At 58.0% G+C, this 16,615-nt stretch carries 15 protein-coding genes; 8 read left to right on the top strand and 7 right to left on the bottom strand.

What is annotated here, in order from left to right; translation table 11 throughout:
• Window positions 1-3 precede the first annotated feature (3 nt).
• The 4 genes from NWV12_RS10860 (at window position 4) to NWV12_RS10845 (ending at window position 4,992) form a co-directional block, all read left to right on the top strand.
• Window positions 4-876, top strand: a complete 873-nt coding sequence (locus tag NWV12_RS10860) for a manganese catalase family protein (RefSeq protein WP_101744552.1) — start codon at window positions 4-6, stop codon at window positions 874-876.
• Between the two features lie 68 nt (window positions 877-944).
• Window positions 945-2,348: a cytochrome ubiquinol oxidase subunit I gene (locus NWV12_RS10855; RefSeq protein ID WP_048981384.1), complete on the top strand. Its 1,404-nt coding sequence runs from the start codon at window positions 945-947 to the stop codon at window positions 2,346-2,348.
• Window positions 2,348-3,358 carry a cytochrome d ubiquinol oxidase subunit II gene (cydB, locus tag NWV12_RS10850; protein WP_048981385.1) on the top strand — a complete coding sequence of 337 codons (1,011 nt, stop codon included), beginning with the start codon at window positions 2,348-2,350 and terminating at the stop codon, window positions 3,356-3,358. The genes NWV12_RS10855 and cydB overlap by 1 nt, the downstream gene beginning before the upstream one ends.
• A gap of 8 nt (window positions 3,359-3,366) precedes the next feature.
• Window positions 3,367-4,992 carry an alpha-amylase family protein gene (locus NWV12_RS10845; RefSeq protein ID WP_101744551.1) on the top strand — a complete coding sequence of 542 codons (1,626 nt, stop codon included), beginning with the start codon at window positions 3,367-3,369 and terminating at the stop codon, window positions 4,990-4,992.
• Here NWV12_RS10845 and NWV12_RS10840 read toward each other — a convergent pair whose 3' ends face one another.
• From NWV12_RS10840 to NWV12_RS10825, 4 genes are read right to left on the bottom strand one after another with little or no spacing between them, the layout of a single operon-like run.
• Window positions 4,993-5,979 (bottom strand): SDR family oxidoreductase, encoded by a 987-nt coding sequence (locus NWV12_RS10840; RefSeq protein WP_048981387.1) that lies wholly within the window; start codon window positions 5,977-5,979, stop codon window positions 4,993-4,995.
• A 17-nt stretch (window positions 5,980-5,996) separates the two neighbouring features.
• Window positions 5,997-6,515, bottom strand: coding sequence for a 2-oxo-tetronate isomerase (locus tag NWV12_RS10835; protein WP_032657136.1), 519 nt, complete (start codon window positions 6,513-6,515; stop codon window positions 5,997-5,999).
• 11 nt (window positions 6,516-6,526) lie between these two features.
• Window positions 6,527-6,973 carry a DUF421 domain-containing protein gene (locus NWV12_RS10830; protein WP_023311671.1) on the bottom strand — a complete coding sequence of 149 codons (447 nt, stop codon included), beginning with the start codon at window positions 6,971-6,973 and terminating at the stop codon, window positions 6,527-6,529.
• A gap of 9 nt (window positions 6,974-6,982) precedes the next feature.
• Window positions 6,983-7,486 carry a hypothetical protein gene (locus NWV12_RS10825; protein WP_047061163.1) on the bottom strand — a complete coding sequence of 168 codons (504 nt, stop codon included), beginning with the start codon at window positions 7,484-7,486 and terminating at the stop codon, window positions 6,983-6,985.
• Window positions 7,487-7,624: 138 nt separating this feature from the next.
• Between NWV12_RS10825 and NWV12_RS10820 the strand changes: the two genes are divergently transcribed.
• The 4 genes from NWV12_RS10820 to NWV12_RS10805 all read left to right on the top strand — a co-directional run bounded on the left by NWV12_RS10820 (window position 7,625) and on the right by NWV12_RS10805 (window position 13,162).
• Complete coding sequence (locus NWV12_RS10820; protein WP_048981388.1) at window positions 7,625-8,014, top strand: YdeI family stress tolerance OB fold protein; 390 nt, start codon at window positions 7,625-7,627, stop codon at window positions 8,012-8,014.
• A 64-nt stretch (window positions 8,015-8,078) separates the two neighbouring features.
• Window positions 8,079-8,963: an SDR family oxidoreductase gene (locus NWV12_RS10815; protein WP_023311668.1), complete on the top strand. Its 885-nt coding sequence runs from the start codon at window positions 8,079-8,081 to the stop codon at window positions 8,961-8,963.
• 181 nt (window positions 8,964-9,144) lie between these two features.
• Window positions 9,145-10,068 carry a LysR substrate-binding domain-containing protein gene (locus tag NWV12_RS10810; RefSeq protein WP_033145495.1) on the top strand — a complete coding sequence of 308 codons (924 nt, stop codon included), beginning with the start codon at window positions 9,145-9,147 and terminating at the stop codon, window positions 10,066-10,068.
• 712 nt (window positions 10,069-10,780) lie between these two features.
• Window positions 10,781-13,162: a glucose/quinate/shikimate family membrane-bound PQQ-dependent dehydrogenase gene (locus NWV12_RS10805; RefSeq protein ID WP_048978809.1), complete on the top strand. Its 2,382-nt coding sequence runs from the start codon at window positions 10,781-10,783 to the stop codon at window positions 13,160-13,162.
• Between the two features lie 48 nt (window positions 13,163-13,210).
• Here NWV12_RS10805 and NWV12_RS10800 read toward each other — a convergent pair whose 3' ends face one another.
• From NWV12_RS10800 to NWV12_RS10790, 3 genes are all read right to left on the bottom strand, one after another.
• On the bottom strand, window positions 13,211-14,902 hold the full coding sequence (locus NWV12_RS10800) for a methyl-accepting chemotaxis protein (protein ID WP_048978810.1): 1,692 nt from the start codon (window positions 14,900-14,902) through the stop codon (window positions 13,211-13,213).
• A 160-nt stretch (window positions 14,903-15,062) separates the two neighbouring features.
• Window positions 15,063-16,181: an S-(hydroxymethyl)glutathione dehydrogenase/class III alcohol dehydrogenase gene (locus tag NWV12_RS10795; protein WP_033146534.1), complete on the bottom strand. Its 1,119-nt coding sequence runs from the start codon at window positions 16,179-16,181 to the stop codon at window positions 15,063-15,065.
• A 31-nt stretch (window positions 16,182-16,212) separates the two neighbouring features.
• Window positions 16,213-16,488 (bottom strand): metal/formaldehyde-sensitive transcriptional repressor, encoded by a 276-nt coding sequence (locus NWV12_RS10790; RefSeq protein ID WP_003857256.1) that lies wholly within the window; start codon window positions 16,486-16,488, stop codon window positions 16,213-16,215.
• Between the last annotated feature and the right edge of the window lie 127 nt (window positions 16,489-16,615).

Raw genomic sequence — 16,615 nt, 5'->3', positions numbered from 1 at the left:
AACATGTTCCGACACGTTAAACAGCTGCAATACACGGTTCGCGTTGCCGAACCGAATCCAGGCCTCGCCAATCTTTTACTGGAACAGTTCGGTGGGCCACAGGGCGAACTGGCTGCCGCCTGCCGGTACTTTACGCAAGGATTGAGCGATGACGATCCGGGCCGTAAAGATATGCTGATGGATATCGCGACCGAGGAGCTAAGCCACCTCGAAATCATCGGTACTCTGGTCGGCATGCTGAATAAAGGTGCCAAAGGCGCGCTGGCGGAAGGGGTAGAAAACGAGGCTGAGCTGTATCGCTCCATGACCGAAAACGGCAATGACAGCCACATCACCTCCCTGCTCTACGGTGGCGGCACCCCGCTCACAAACTCGGCGGGCGTGCGCTGGACGGCGGCCTACGTCGATACCATCGGCGAGCCAACGGCGGACCTGCGCTCAAACGTGGCAGCAGAGGCCAGAGCGAAAATCATCTATGAACGGCTGATCAACGTGACCGACGATCCCGGCGTAAAGGATGCGCTGGCGTTTCTGATGACGCGCGAGGCGGCGCATCAGCTCTCCTTTGAGAAGGCGCTGCAGTCCATCCGTAATAATTTCCCACCGGGAAAATTGCCGCCAATCGAGGAATTCACCAACAAGTACTACAATATGTCTGAAGGTGGAGAGGTTCGCGGAAGCTGGAACAGCGATAAACATTTCGATTACGTTGAGTCCCCCCAGCCTGCGGTTGACGGCGGCGATGGCAGCGCAAGCGTCACGCTCACGACCGAACAGGCAACCCTGGTCAAGGCGATGTCTGCCCGCACGAAGTCCGATCCACATTCTGACCCGCTGACCGGTGCCGAGCTGGGTGCCGGTAAGACTAAACCGTAATCGGTTTTGCCGGGCCGCCATAAACTGCCCGGCAATTCTCGTGCCCCATCGTTTCAGAGGTACGGACCATGTTCGAACTCGACGCGTTCCATTTGGCCAGAATTCAGTTCGCTTTTACCGTCTCGTTTCATATCCTTTTTCCTGCGATCACCATCGGCCTCGCCAGCTATCTGGTGGTGCTGGAGGGCATGTGGCTGCGTACAAAAAACGACGTCTGGCGATCGTTGTACCATTTCTGGCTCAAGATATTTGCCGTTAACTTCGGGATGGGTGTCGTTTCCGGCCTGGTCATGGCGTACCAGTTTGGCACCAACTGGAGCGGGTTCTCACAGTTCGCGGGCAGTATTACCGGCCCTCTTCTGACCTATGAAGTCTTAACCGCCTTCTTCCTTGAAGCCGGTTTCCTTGGCGTCATGATGTTCGGCTGGAATAAGGTCGGCCCGGGCCTGCACTTCTTTTCAACCTGCATGGTGGCGCTCGGCACGCTGATGTCGACCTTCTGGATCCTCGCGTCCAACAGCTGGATGCATACGCCGCAGGGCTTCACTATCGAGAACGGACAGGTTATCCCGCAGGACTGGCTGGCGATCGTCTTTAATCCCTCTTTCCCTTATCGCCTTATTCATATGGCTATCGCCGCGTTTCTGAGCAGCGCGCTGTTTGTTGGCGCGTCGGGCGCATGGCACCTGCTGCGCGGTAACGATACCCCCGCCGTCCGCACCATGTTTTCCATGGCGATGTGGATGGCGCTGCTGGTCGCCCCCATCCAGGCGGTCGTGGGCGATATGCACGGCCTGAACACGCTTGAGCATCAGCCTGCCAAAATTGCCGCCATTGAGGGACACTGGGAAAATCCGCCGGGCGAGGCCACCCCGCTGCTGCTGTTTGGCCTGCCGGATATGGACGAGGAGCGCACCAAATACGGTCTGGAGATCCCCGCGCTCGGCAGCCTTATCCTGACGCACAGCCTGGATAAGCAGGTCCCGGCGCTGAAGGATTTTCCGAAAGAAGATCGCCCTAATTCGACCATCGTCTTCTGGTCGTTCCGCGTCATGGTCGGGATGGGGCTGCTGATGATTACCCTCGGGCTGATTAGCGTCTGGCTGCGCTATCGTCATCGGCTATACCACTCTCGCCCGTTCCACTGGTTTGCCCTCTGCATGGGGCCTGCCGGGCTGCTGGCGCTGCTCGCCGGCTGGGTCACCACCGAGGTGGGCCGTCAGCCGTGGGTGGTCTACGGCTATCTGCGCACCATCGACGCGGTATCGCTGCACAGCACCCTGCAGATGAGCATCAGCCTGCTGGCGTTCTTCGTCGTCTACTCGTCGGTGTTTGGGGTGGGCTATGTTTACCTCATCCGGCTGATTAAGAAAGGACCGCAGCCTGTCGATACGCTGACGTCAAACACCTCGGGCACACCCGCCCGTCCGCTGTCTGCCGCTGAGTCTGTTCCTGAACAGGAGAGAAACTGATGGGCGTCGATATCTCAGTTATCTGGTTTGCCATCATCGTCTTTGCCACGCTGATGTACATCATCATGGATGGCTTTGATTTGGGCATCGGCCTGCTGTTTAACTTCGTGGGCGATGCGAAGGAGCGCGATGTGATGGTCAACAGCGTGGCGCCGGTCTGGGACGGCAACGAGACCTGGCTGGTGCTCGGCGGCGCGGGCCTTTTCGGCGCGTTTCCGCTGGCCTATGCGGTGATTATTGATGCGCTCACCATTCCTCTCACCGCGATGCTGATCGGCCTCATCTTCCGCGGCGTCGCCTTTGAGTTCCGCTTCAAAGCCACGCCGTCGCACCGCAAATTCTGGGATTACTCCTTTGCCGGCGGCTCTCTGCTCGCCACCTTCAGCCAGGGCGTGGTGGTGGGCGCCGTGATTAACGGCTTCGACGTTGAGGGGCGGCGTTTCGTCGGCTCCGCGCTTGACTGGCTCACCCCCTTTAACCTCTTCTGCGGTATCGGGCTGGTTGTGGCCTACACGCTGCTGGGCACTACCTGGCTCATTATGAAAAGCGAAGGCGCGCTGCAGGCCCGCATGCGCGAGCTGACCCGCCACGTGCTGCTGGCGCTGATGGTCGTCATCGCCGTGGTGAGCATCTGGACGCCGCTCGGCTGGCAGTACGTGGCCGACCGCTGGTTTACCCTGCCCAACTTCTTCTGGTTCCTGCCGGTGCCTCTGCTGGTTGCGCTTTTCAGCGTGCTGATCTGGCGCCTGACCCGCAACCCGGCCAGCCACGCTCGCCCCTTCCTGCTGACGCTGGGGCTTATTTTCATCGGGTTTAGCGGGCTCGGCATCAGCCTCTGGCCGAACATTATTCCGCCGCGCATCACCCTGTGGGAAGCCGCGGCCCCGCCTGCCAGCCAGCTGTTTATGCTGGTAGGCACGTTGCTGATTATCCCGGTGATCCTGGTGTACACCGCCTGGAGCTACTACGTCTTCCGGGGCAAAGTGTCGGATACTGAAGGCTATCACTGAGGAACGCTATGACCGACTGGCATACACGAGCCATTATTTATCAGATTGATACCGCGCTATTTTATGATTTGAACGGCGATGGCTGCGGGGACATCGCCGGGATCGCGGCCAAGCTGCGCTATATACGCCGCATGGGGGCGACGGTCATCTGGATCACCCCGTTTTACCTCACGCCCTTTCTCGATGAAGGCTACGACGTCAGCGACCACCTCCAGGTGGATCCCCGCTTCGGAAAGCTGGCCGATATCATCGCCTTTATCGAGCAGGCCCGCGAGCTGGGCATGCAAGTCATTATCGAGCTGCTGATCCAGCACACGTCGGACGCGCATCCCTGGTTCCAGCAGGCCCGCCGCAACCCGGCGTCACCCTATCGTGATTACTACCTCTGGTCGGATAACGACGAGGACGATACGCCCCCCATGTTTCCCGGCGTGGAAAAGAGCATCTGGACCTGGGACGACGAGGCGGGACAATACTACCGGCACATGTTCTATCGCCACGAGCCGGATCTGAACCTTACCTCGCCCGCGGTGCTTAAAGAGATTGAAAACATCATCCTCTTCTGGCTCAAGCTGGGCGTGTCGGGATTTCGCCTCGACGCCGCATCCCACCTCACCACGCAGGCGGGAAACGGCGATGAAAAAAAGGGTCTGTGGATCCTCGAACATATGCGGCGTCTTATCGAAGAGCGCAATCCGGACGCGATCCTGCTGGGCGAAGTTGACGTAGACGTTGAGGCCTATAAAGACTACTTCGGCAATAACGACCGTCTGAATCTGGTGCTCAATTTCTGGCTCAACAAGTATTTCTACGTCAGCCTGGCCCGCAAAAGCGCCCGCCCGCTGCGCAATGCGGTGAAGAAGATGATCGTCCCGCCTGACTCCTGCTGTTTTGCCAACTGGCTGCGCAATCACGACGAGCTGGATCTGGAAGGCATCAGTCAGAAAGACAAACAGTTTGTCCTCGATACCTTCGCCCCTGATGAGGAGATGAACGTCTATCAGCGCGGGATCCGCCGCCGCCTGGCGCCGATGCTCAACGGCGATCGGAAGCGGCTGGCGTTCTGCCACGCGGTGCTGTTTTCCCTGCCGGGTGTCCCGGTGATGCGCTACGGCGACGAGATAGGCATGGGTGACGACCTGGATCTGGAGGAGCGCTACGCCGTCCGCACCCCGATGCAGTGGGCAGGATCGCAAGGAGGTGGTTTCTCTGCAGCTGACCCGGAAAAGTTTATCGCGCCGATTATCGACCATGGCCCTTACCGCTATCAGAAAGTCAACGTCGCCGATTCGCTGCTTCACCACAACTCGCTCCTGCACCGGATCATCGATATTGCCACTACCCGCTCGGAGTTCCCCGAAATTGCCGTTGCGCCCTTTCGCCTGATCGCAATCGATGATGACGCGGTGCTGGGGCTTTATTACGAGACCGACGAGCGCAGCATCCTGACCTTCGTCAACTTCAGCGACCAGCCGGTGCAGTTCACCGCCAAAGGGATCCGCAACGCCACCTGGACCGCCTGTCTCGAGGACAAGCGCTACGATGACGCGCTGATTTGCGGTAAAACCGTTCAGCTCAGCCTTGGCGGCTACGGCTATCGCTGGTTCTGGACGCACCGTAGCGCGCTGCGCTGACTACGGTTTCCGGCGAGTTATCAGACGCGTCAGCACTATTCCCGCCACCGCGAGGGCACCAAGGGCCACTTTCCCCGGCATGCCGGAGGTGACGGACGGCGCGCGGGTTTTCGCCTCGTCAGTAAAACGGCCATGGATTTTATGCAGATCGTTAACCGGCTGGTCGAGGTAGTCCCGGCGATCCGGCGCGTTGAGATCGTCGGTCATCTGGCCTTCCCACGCCTTTTTAACCATCAGCCGGTCAAGAAAACCGGGGAAGAAAAATTGCCCGACGATTGACTGGATGGTGCTGCTGCCAACCCACAGCTCGCGCACCGGCTTTTGCGCCACCCTGAAGATGGCGCTGGCGGCCACCTCAGGCTCAAAGACCGGCGGCACCGGGCGCATCGCCCAGGCGAACTTGTTCCTCGCCCATTCGAACTGCGGGGTATTGAGCCCCGGCATCTGGACCATCGAAAGCTGAACCCGGCTGTTCTCATGTATCAGCTCGGTACGCACCGCATCGGTGAACCCACGGATCGCCGCTTTTGCCCCGCAGTAGGCTGACTGCAGCGGAATGGAACGGTAGGCCAGCGCGGAGCCCACCTGGATAATCACCCCCCTGTCGCGCGGAACCATAAGTTCGAGCGCGGCGCGAGTGCCGTTCACGTAGCCGAGGTACGTCACCTCAGTCACGCGGCGGAACTCGTCCGGCGTGAGGGTACGAAACGGCGCCAGAATGGCCCCCATGGCGTTGTTCACCCAGACATCAATCGCGCCGAGGCGATACTCAATTTCGTTAGCGGCATCCACCACCGCCTGGCTGTCGGCGACGTCCGCCTGCACGGCGTGGGCATTAACGCCAAAGCGCCGTAGCTCCTCCTGGGTAGAGTGCAGGCTGGCTTCATCGCGGGCGATGAGCCCCACGTCGTAACCCGCCTTTGCAAAATGCAGCGCCGTGGCTTTTCCCACGCCCGCCGTCCCGCCGGTAATCACTATGACAGCCATAGAACCTCCACCTGAGTTTATCCGTTATTCCCGTCCGACAAGGTTGTCACCAGTTCAGCCAGCGAGTAATGCACCGCTTTTTCGACCACATCCTGACAGTCACCGGAGAAAAGCACGGTGCGGGTCTTCGTCTCGCCGCGTATGTTCCACGCGAAGCAGACCGTCCCCGCCGCCGTGCCGTCGTCGCCCCCTTCCGGACCCGCGTAGCCGCTGATGGCGATGCTGATATCGGCCTGGGCGATGTCGCGGATGCTGGCGGCCATCTCGGTTACCGTCTGCTCGCTCACGGCCGTAAACCGCTCAAGCGTCTCAGGGCGCACGCCGAGGATCCGCGCTTTGGCTTCATCGCTGAACACAACCAGCCCAACATCATAAAATTCGGCGGTGTTTTCCTCTGCGCAAAGCGCCACCGAGAGCTTTCCGCCCGTGCAGGATTCCGCGGTGGTTAAGCGAAGCCCGAGATCGGTTAATTTGCTCGCCAGCTTTTTCGTCAGTTCACCCACGGTATTATTGCTGTCGTGAAAAAGATTGCTCATCTTGCCGCCTCTTATTTCTCGAAAGGAATGATTGAAATATGCCCATTGCGCTCAAGTATGGCATATTTAATGTCGCTTATTTCCGTAATGCCATTATTTTGACGCGCTGACACCAGAATATCATCACAGGACACGTCAACTTTTTTCAGTTTATCGGCTAACGGCACGCCGTTCTCAACAAGAATAACAGGAGTGCCATCCAGAATATTCTCCACCGGCGAGAAATATTTCTTCATCAACCCGAATATAATATCGACCACCACCAGCGTGGTAATGGTAATCATCGCACCGGTAACGGAAAAATCCTGTCCGAGAAGCGCCTGCTGCGTGGCTTCACTAATTATCAGAAGCAGAATGAGATCGAAGCTGGTCATCTGCAGCAGCGCGCGACGCCCGGCCACTTTAAATACCACCACCAGAAACAGATAAATAGCCAGCGCGCGAAAGACCATATCCATATCAGCCTCCTAGGGGTAAATAAATTGCCAGATGTTAATTTCCGGCTCGCTGTTGACGCGGATGACGGTGTTCCATTTACCGGCTCTGGAAGGTGTCGTGAAGAGTAACACGGAGAAGCTGTCTGTTTTTTTCAGGTTGTTATAGACAAAATAGAGAGTCTTCCCGCGGCTGAACATAGCGTCCGGCTGCGGCCAGACGCTGCCTGGCTCATACGCATCGCTGCTCTCGCTGGTCATGCTGAGGACATACTTCCCCTCGTCCTGCACCGGAAACGCGAGCGCCATCCGCGTCTCTGTCTCCCGTCGTCCAAAGCGTTCATAGTCTATGGTCAATGATTTAGCGGAATTCGTTTTGACCGTGTCGCTGACCATTCCGCTGGAAAACAGACCGGCAATCGCCGCGACGATAATACCTAGCAGAACAATAAAACCCACCTGACGAAACGCGTATTCAAACGTCAGCAAACGATAACTCTCATCTATCCCGGGTAACTTTTCATTTTCACGCTTCATGGCCATCGTCACCGTTTCGCTTATTATCCGATAATTTTGATTTCTAACGCGAATGTTTTTAGGACTTATCACATTTGCCACATAAAGGAATAGCAACAATACTTAATAAGTCAAGACACGCAAAATGAAGGATATCGGATGAAATTATCACTTATTTCCGCTTTATTGTTATTTCTGGCTCCGGCCGCATGGGCAGATAATAACGGGGGTTTACAAAAAGGCGAAGCGCCACCGCCTCCCCACGCGCTTGATAGCGGATATCGCGGAACCGACGACGCGCGTATTATGACCATCAGGCAGGCAAAAGAATTGCACGATGGTGCGACAATTTCATTACGCGGTAATCTTATTGACGGTAGCGGCGATAAGTTTGTATTTCAGGATAAAACCGGAAAAATCGACGTTATTATTCCCCAGGCAGTCTTCGACGGCAGAATGGTAAAACCCGACCAGATGATCAGTATCAACGGTTCGCTTGATAAAAAATCATCTCCTGCCGTCGTCCGTGTTGATCGTTTGCAGAAATAATTCAGCGAAGCGTTAACGCTGCAGTTATCCATCAAATCTCACCCCTTGGCTTAAGGAGTCAGCTATGAGTGATACTAAACAACGTACGAACGCTTACCCGCAGCCCCCGTTCCCGGAACAGCCTCAGACGCCGCCGGGACTGGCATCCGAAATGCAGCCTGTACCCGACCACGGGGAAACAAGCTACAAAGGACATGGCCGCCTGGCCGGCAAAAAAGCGCTGATTACCGGCGGTGACTCCGGTATTGGTCGCGCGGTCGCTATCGCCTATGCGCGTGAAGGCGCTGACGTTGCCATTAACTACCTGCCTGAAGAGGAAAAAGACGCCGCTGAGGTCATCGACCTGATTGAAGCCGAAGGCCGCAAGGCCATCGCGCTGCCGGGAGACGTCCGGGACGAAACGTTCTGTCAGAATCTGGTCGAAGAAGCCGTGTCGAAACTGGGCGGGCTGGACATTCTGGTCAACAACGCCGGCCGTCAGCAGTTCCGTGAATCGCTTGAGGAACTGACCACGGAAGATTTTGACGCAACGTTTAAAACCAACGTTTACGCTCCGTTCTGGATCACCAAGGCGGCGCTGCGCCACCTGAAAGCGTCGTCCGTTATCATTAATACCTCCTCCGTCCAGGCGGTGAAGCCCAGCCCCGTGTTGCTGGACTATGCCCAGACGAAAGCCTGTCTGGCGGTATTCACCAAATCCTTAGCCAAACAGCTGGGTCCGAAAGGCATTCGCGTCAACGCGGTTGCTCCTGGCCCTTACTGGACGGTTCTGCAGTCCAGCGGCGGGCAGCCGATGGAAAAAGTGAAGGAGTTCGGTGGCGACACCCCGCTGGGACGTCCGGGCCAGCCCGTCGAGATTGCCCCGCTGTACGTCACGCTGGCCTCGGATGAATGTTCATTTACGTCCGGCCAGGTGTGGTGCTCCGATGGCGGCGACGGCGTGATCTAAACCGGTAGACGATACCCCTCCGCAGTGAGCAATAAACGAACAAGGATGTTCGCTTTTATTCCCCCGCCAAAAAACATGTTGTAACTCAAACAGATCAAATGTTAAAAATATTTTGCTATCAGGTTATCAAAATTAAACAACTTAACTTGTCACCCGCATCGCTCTGTTTTTAACATCGCCTATGGAAAAAAATGGTCTGTTCAGTCAGCGCATACGCTTGCGCCATTTGCATACATTTGTGGCCGTCGCTCAACAGGGAACGCTGGGGCGTGCGGCTGAAACTCTCAACCTGAGCCAGCCTGCGCTCTCAAAAACCCTCAACGAGCTGGAACAGCTGACCGGTGCCCGTCTTTTTGACCGCGGCCGGCTGGGGGCGCAGCTTACCATCGTGGGCGAACAGTTCCTCACGCACGCCGTTAAAGTGCTGGATGCGCTCAATACCGCTGGCCAGTCCCTGCACCGAAAAGAAGAGCAATCCAGTGAGGTGGTGCGCGTGGGCGCTCTGCCTACCGCGGCGCTGGGCATTCTTCCGCCCGTTATCGGCCAGTTCCATAAGCAGCAGCGGCATACCACGATTCAGGTCGCCACCATGAATAACACCATGCTGCTCGCGGGGCTGAAATCCGGCGAACTGGATCTCGGAATCGGCCGCATGTCCGACCCTGAGCTGATGGGCGGCCTCAACTATGAACTGCTGTTCCTGGAGTCTCTGAAGCTGGTGGTTCGTCCCGATCACCCCCTGCTGCAGGACACGGTAACGTTAAGCCGCGTGATGGAGTGGCCGGTAGTGGTCTGCCCAAAAGGGACCGTTCCCCGCCAGACCGCCGAAACCTTGCTGCAAATGCAGGGGTGTACGCTGCCCTCAGGGTGTATCGAAACGCTATCGGCCTCGCTTTCACGGCAGCTTACGCTGGATTATGACTACGTCTGGTTCGTCCCCTCCGGTGCGGTGAAAGATGATTTACGTCAGGGAACGCTGATCGCCCTGCCGATTACCTCCCCCGGCCCCGGTGAACCTATCGGCATTTTGACCCGCGTAGACACGCCGCTTTCAACGGGCGCGCAGACGCTGCTGAGCGCTATTCGTAAATCAATGCCGGTCTGACAACTTTCGCCCTCCTCATCCTAACCCTCTCCCCAACGGGGCGAGGGTTCACCAGCCATTTTTCCACCCGAAGCGATAAATATTGCCTCAGGAAAATGAAGAACTTACAGCGACGCTCTGGTCCGGCTGTAAATCGCCGAAGCGTTTCCGCAAGGCCGGGGCGAGGCGCAGGGATGCGCCGAGAGGGCGTGGCCTGCAGGGATGCAGGCTCATGCCCGACCCGATAGCCTGAAGGAATAAGCTGAGGACAAAATTGCCGGGAGCAATTTTGGACAGCGCCTGCGCTGGCCCTGAAAGGGTGAGCCCCAAGGATGGGGCGAGCAATCCGCGAAGCGGCGATTTACCGCCGGGAGCCCGGGTTGCCAGGGCGGTGGCGATTGAGCCGCCCTGGCACGTTCACAGGCCATGTCGTTACAGAGTAGCAAGAAACATAAAGTGAACGGAATGACCACCACAGCCGTATGTTCCCCCTCACCCCAGCCCTCTCCCTCAAGGGAGAGGGGCCGTCTTGCGCGCTAATCAATTAATGCGAAATCATTCATTAACAATTGCGTAAAACAATTTAACAGTTTTATCATAGCGACGAATTCACCAAATGGTTCGTAAAAAATTTTACAACCCCGAATTCACCCGTATTAATCATTCTTTCCTCCGCATTTATTACCCAACTGGTACACACCCAGCACGACGGGGGGATCTTAAGGAGACAGAAATGGCATTTGGCAGCGCGCCACGTGGGATACCGCGTATCCTGCAGTGGCTCCTTGCCGGACTGATGTTGCTCATCGGTCTGGCAGTCGGCGGGCTGGGCTTTAAGCTCGTCACCGTAGGCGGAAGCGGATACTTCCTGATAATGGGCGTGGTGATGGTGATTGCCGCGATCCTGATTTTCCTCAATCGCAGCAGCGGGATCGTACTTTACGCCATCGCCTTTATTGCCTCGCTGTTCTGGGCGGTAGGCGATGCGGGCTGGGATTTCTGGCCGCTCTTCTCTCGCCTGTTTACCTTTGCCGTACTGGCCTTCCTGTGCGCCATCGTCTGGCCTTTCCTGCGCGCGGCAAACCACAGCGTTGCGAACAAGGCGCCCGCTTTTGGCGTCGCGGCCGTGCTCGCGGTGGCGATGCTGGTCAGCCTGGGCTGGATGTTTAAGCCGCAGACCCTCGTGGCAGCGAACGAGCCCGTTCCGGTGAAACCCGTCGCCCCCGGCGAGCAGCAAAAGAACTGGGCGCACTGGGGTAATACCACCCACGGCGACCGTTTCGCCGCGCTGGACCAGATTAACAAGCAAAACGTCCGCGATCTGAAAGTCGCCTGGGTTGCGCACACCGGCGATATTCCGCAGAGCAACGGCTCCGGCGCGGAAGATCAGAACACGCCATTGCAGATTGGCGACACGCTGTACGTCTGTACCCCGTACAGTAAAGTGCTGGCGCTGGACGTGGATTCCGGCAAAGAAAAATGGCGCTACGATTCCAAAGCCACGGCGCCTAACTGGCAGCGCTGCCGCGGTCTGGGCTATTTTGAAGACCACTCCAGCGTGACAACGTCACAGGCAGAGACACAGCCTGCGGCATGCCCTCGCCGCCTGTTCCTGCCGACCACCGACGCCCGCCTGATTGCCATCAACGCGGATGACGGCAAGGTCTGCGAAGACTTCGGCGACCATGGCACCGTGGATCTGAGCGTCGGCATGGGCGAAATTAAGCCCGGCTATTATCAGCAGACCTCCACGCCGCTGGTCGCCGGGAATGTCGTTGTCGTCGGCGGTCGCGTCGCGGATAACTTCTCCACCGGCGAACCGCCGGGCGTGGTGCGCGCCTACGACGTGCACACCGGTAAGCTGGCGTGGGCGTGGGATCCGGGTAATCCGAACCTGACCGGCCTACCGCCGGAAGGCCAGACCTACACGCGCGGCACGCCGAACGTCTGGTCAGCAATGTCTTACGACGCTAAGCTGAACCTGATCTACCTGCCAACCGGCAACGCCACCCCGGACTTCTGGGCGGGCGAACGTACCGCGCTGGACGATAAGTACAGTTCCTCCATCGTCGCCGTCGACGCAACCACCGGTCAGGTGCGCTGGCATTTCCAGACGACCCACCACGACCTGTGGGACTTTGACCTGCCTTCCCAGCCGCTGCTGTACGATCTGCCCGACGGTAAGGGCGGCACCACGCCCGTGCTGGTGCAGACCAGCAAGCAGGGCATGATCTTCATGCTTAACCGAGAAACCGGCAAGCCGGTGGCGAAGGTAGAAGAACGTCCTGTCCCGGCAGGTAACGTTGAGGGTGAACGCTACTCGCCGACCCAGCCGTATTCCGTTGGCATGCCGATGATTGGCAACCAGACGCTGACCGAATCCGACATGTGGGGGGCGACGCCTGTCGACCTGCTGCTGTGCCGTATTCAGTTTAAAGAGATGCGTCATCAGGGCGTCTTCACCCCGCCGGGTCTCGACCGTTCCCTGCAGTTCCCTGGCTCACTCGGCGGGATGAACTGGGGTAGCGTCTCCGTTGACCCGAACAACAGCCTGATGTTCGTCAACGATATGCGCCTGGGCCTGGCAAACTACATGGTGCCGCGCGCTAACGTGGCGAAAAACGCCAGCGGCATCGAGATGGGCATCGTACCGATGGACGGCACGCCGTTCGGCGCGATGCGCGAACGCTTCCTGTCGCCGCTGGGCATTCCGTGCCAGAAGCCGCCGTTTGGCACCATGTCGGCCGTTGACCTGAAAACCGGCAAGCTGGTGTGGCAGGTGCCTGTCGGCACGGTGGAAGATACCGGGCCGCTGGGCATTCGTATGCACATGCCAATCCCAATCGGCATGCCGACGCTGGGCGCATCACTCTCTACCCAGTCCGGCCTGCTGTTCTTCGCCGGCACGCAGGATTTCTACCTGCGCGCGTTTGATACCGCCACCGGGAAAGAGATCTGGAAAGACCGTCTGCCGGTCGGCAGCCAGTCCGGCCCGATGACCTACGTGTCGCCGAAAACCGGTAAGCAGTACATCATCATCAACGCCGGGGGCGCCCGACAGTCGCCGGATCGCGGGGATTACGTTATCGCGTACGCGTTACCCGATAAGCAATAAGATGTGAAAAAGGGACCGAAAGGTCCCTTTTTTTTGCCCGGTGGCGACTCAGAACGTTTCCCAGTTATCCCCGGAAACCGTCGCCGCCGGACGCAACGGCGCGTTCTTCGCCACTGGCGCAGACGTCACCACGCGGCCTGGCTTTGTACTGCTCAGACGAAACGCGCCGACCGCCTCGGTCAAACGCGCGCCCTGTTCTTCCAGAGACGCGGCGGCCGCAGAGGCTTCTTCCACCAGCGAGGCGTTCTGCTGGGTCACTTTATCCATCTCAGAAATCGCCTGGCTCACCTGCACGATACCGCGGCTCTGCTCATCGGACGCGGCGGCAATCTCCAGCATGATGTCGGTCACGCGTTTAACCGCTTCGACGATTTCATTCATGGTGTTACCGGCAGCCACAACCTCACCGGAGCCCTGGTCGATCAGCGAGACCGATTCGTTAATCAGGCTTTCGATCTCTTTTGCGGCATTCGCACTGCGGCTTGCAAGGGTTCGGACTTCGCTTGCCACCACGGCAAACCCGCGCCCCTGCTCGCCCGCCCGCGCCGCTTCTACCGCCGCGTTAAGCGCCAGGATATTGGTCTGGAACGCAATGCTGTTGATGACGGCGGTGATCTCGGAGATTTTTTTCGAACTGGTGGAGATATTGCCCATGGTTTTGACCACGCCGGAGACCATCTGGCCGCCGCGGCTGGCTTTCCCGGAGGCATCTTCCGCCAGCTTGCTGGCATGATGGGCGTTATCGGCGTTCTGTTTCACCGTCGCGGTAAGCTGTTCCATGCTTGCGGCGGTTTGCTCAATGGCCGCAGCCTGCTGTTCGGTACGCGAAGAGAGATCGGTGTTACCGGCGGAAATCTCGCTGGTGCCGCGGTAGATCTCTTCCGCCCCCTGACGTACGGTGCCCACCGTGTTTTCAAGCGAGTGCTGCATGGTTTGCAGATCGCGCGTCAGGAGGCCAATTTCGCTGCGCCCGGCCACGTCGTCCGGCATCGTCAGGTCGCCTTTGGCGATATTCTCGATACGTTTCGCTGCACGCTGCAAAGGATTGATTACCGTGCGGCGCAGCACGACAAAGGTCATCGCCGTAAGCACCAGCGCCAGCGCAAACGCGCCCACCATAAACATCAGGCCCAGCTGCGTGCGGCTGTGCGCCTGGGCCGTCAGCGCATTGGCACGCTCGGTACGGATCTTAATCGCCTTCAGCAGCACGGCGTTGTAAGCGTCATCCAGCGGACGCGCCGTTTCGTTTTCGTGGTTGATAATCGCTTCGAACATGCCGTTTTTGGCGAATTTCACCATCGGCTGCATGCCCGCGATATAGGCGTCGTACCGCGCCTTGAGATCCTCATCCAGCGCTGCACCCTCAGCGGTACGCACGGCACGATTCATATAGGCGGTAAAGCTCTCCTGGGACTGCTTAATGCGCGTTTCTGCCTCGCTGATGTTCTGCTTCATCGCATCCATCTCCGCGATGCGGCTTGCAGCACCGGCGTGGATCAGATTGATACGCGCGGTACGCAGATGGTTTGAGCTGTTCGACAGCCCCATACGCACCTGAATTTCGGATGTGACATCCTGCTGATCGTTATCGGCCTGCAGCAGGAAATACCCCGCCAGACCCGAGCTCAAGGCGAACAGAAGAATAATGCCACCGAGAATGGAGGAAAACAGCGGAACCAGCCTGATGTGATGCAAGAAGCCCAGCTTGCGCTGCGCCTGCATCGAAGTAGTGTTGTCCATGACCGTCGACTCTCTTGTAGGTAAGATGCGTAAAAACACGCCTGTTAAATAGTCATCGGCACGGCAGAGATTTAGATTACGGCTAAAAACGCCGCACTGGTCACACTTTAGAGAAGATTATTAAAGAAACGCCAGCGGCGAAAAACCGCTGGCAGAAGAGTTACTTGTCGCCGAAATGAATGACGGTACGGATGGATTTTCCTTCGTGCATCAGATCGAACGCGTCGTTGATCTGCTCCAGCGGCAAACGGTGGGTAATGAACGGGTCGAGCTGAATCTTGCCGACCATAGCATCTTCAACCATACCCGGAAGCTGGGTACGGCCCTTCACGCCGCCAAACGCGGAACCGCGCCATACGCGACCGGTGACCAGCTGGAACGGACGGGTTTTAATCTCCTGGCCCGCTCCGGCCACGCCAATGATGATGCTCTCGCCCCAGCCTTTGTGGCAGCATTCGAGTGCGGAACGCATCACGTTCACGTTGCCGATACATTCGAAGCTGAAGTCAACGCCGCCGTCGGTCATCTCAACGATGACGTCCTGAATCGGTTTTTCGTGATCTTTCGGGTTCACGAAATCGGTCGCGCCCATTTCACCCGCCAGCCTGAATTTCTCCGGGTTGGTGTCGACCGCGATGATACGCCCGGCCTTCGCCTGCACCGCGCCCTGAATCACCGCCAGACCAATGCCGCCGAGACCGAACACCGCCACGGTGTCGCCCTCTTTGACTTTTGCCGTGTTATGCACCGCGCCAATACCGGTGGTCACGCCGCAGCCCAGCAGGCAGACTTTATCCAGCGGCGCCTGCGGGTTCACCTTCGCCAGGGAAATTTCCGCGCAAACGGTGTACTCGCTGAAGGTGCTGGTGCCCATGTAGTGGTAAACAGGCTCGCCGTTATAGGAGAAACGGGTGGTACCGTCCGGCATCAGCCCTTTCCCCTGAGTGGCGCGAACCGCCTGGCAGAGGTTGGTTTTACCGGATTTACAGAACTTACACTCGCCGCATTCCGCGGTGTACAGCGGGATAACGTGATCGCCAGGCTTCAGGCTGGTCACGCCCTCGCCCACTTCCACCACAATCCCGCCGCCTTCATGACCCAGCACCGCCGGGAAGACGCCTTCCGGATCGTCACCGGAGAGCGTAAACGCATCGGTATGGCACACGCCGGTATGGGTGATTTTGATCAGCACTTCGCCTTTCTTCGGCGGTGCCACGTCGATTTCAACGATTTTCAGCGGCTGGCCGGGACCAAATGCAACTGCAGCGCGAGATTTCATCATGTCTTCTCTTTTTGTCAGGTGTGTGGGTTTATTTTAGATAAGAGCGCAGCAAATGGCCGACTTCCGCCATGCGTACGGCTCGCTGATCCGGCGTGGTTTCCCCCGTCACCAGCTCATCTTTGAGGTGAATTTCAACCATTTCGCCCATCAGGCCATTGGCAGCCCCGCGCACGGCGGCGATTTGCTGCAGAATGGCCAGACAGGGGTCGCCCGACTCAAGCGCGCGTTCAAGGGCATCAACCTGGCCCCGAATGCGGCGGACGCGAGTAAGAATACGTTTTTTATCTTCGGGTGAATGCGGCATACGCCCTCCTGATACTATAGGGGGGTATGGTATTTTACTTACCTGGCGATGTAAACCTTCCATTTCAGCTTGCAACAACAGCGCATCTACTGCAGCTCATCAACCAGGAAAATTAAATGTAGCAATA

The sequence above is a fragment of the Enterobacter sp. Crenshaw genome (genome assembly GCF_024734705.1).
GTDB classification, from domain to species: domain Bacteria; phylum Pseudomonadota; class Gammaproteobacteria; order Enterobacterales; family Enterobacteriaceae; genus Enterobacter; species Enterobacter asburiae_B.
The sequence above is the reverse complement of the archived record's forward strand: the minus strand, read 5'-3'. Positions and strand labels throughout refer to the sequence as shown.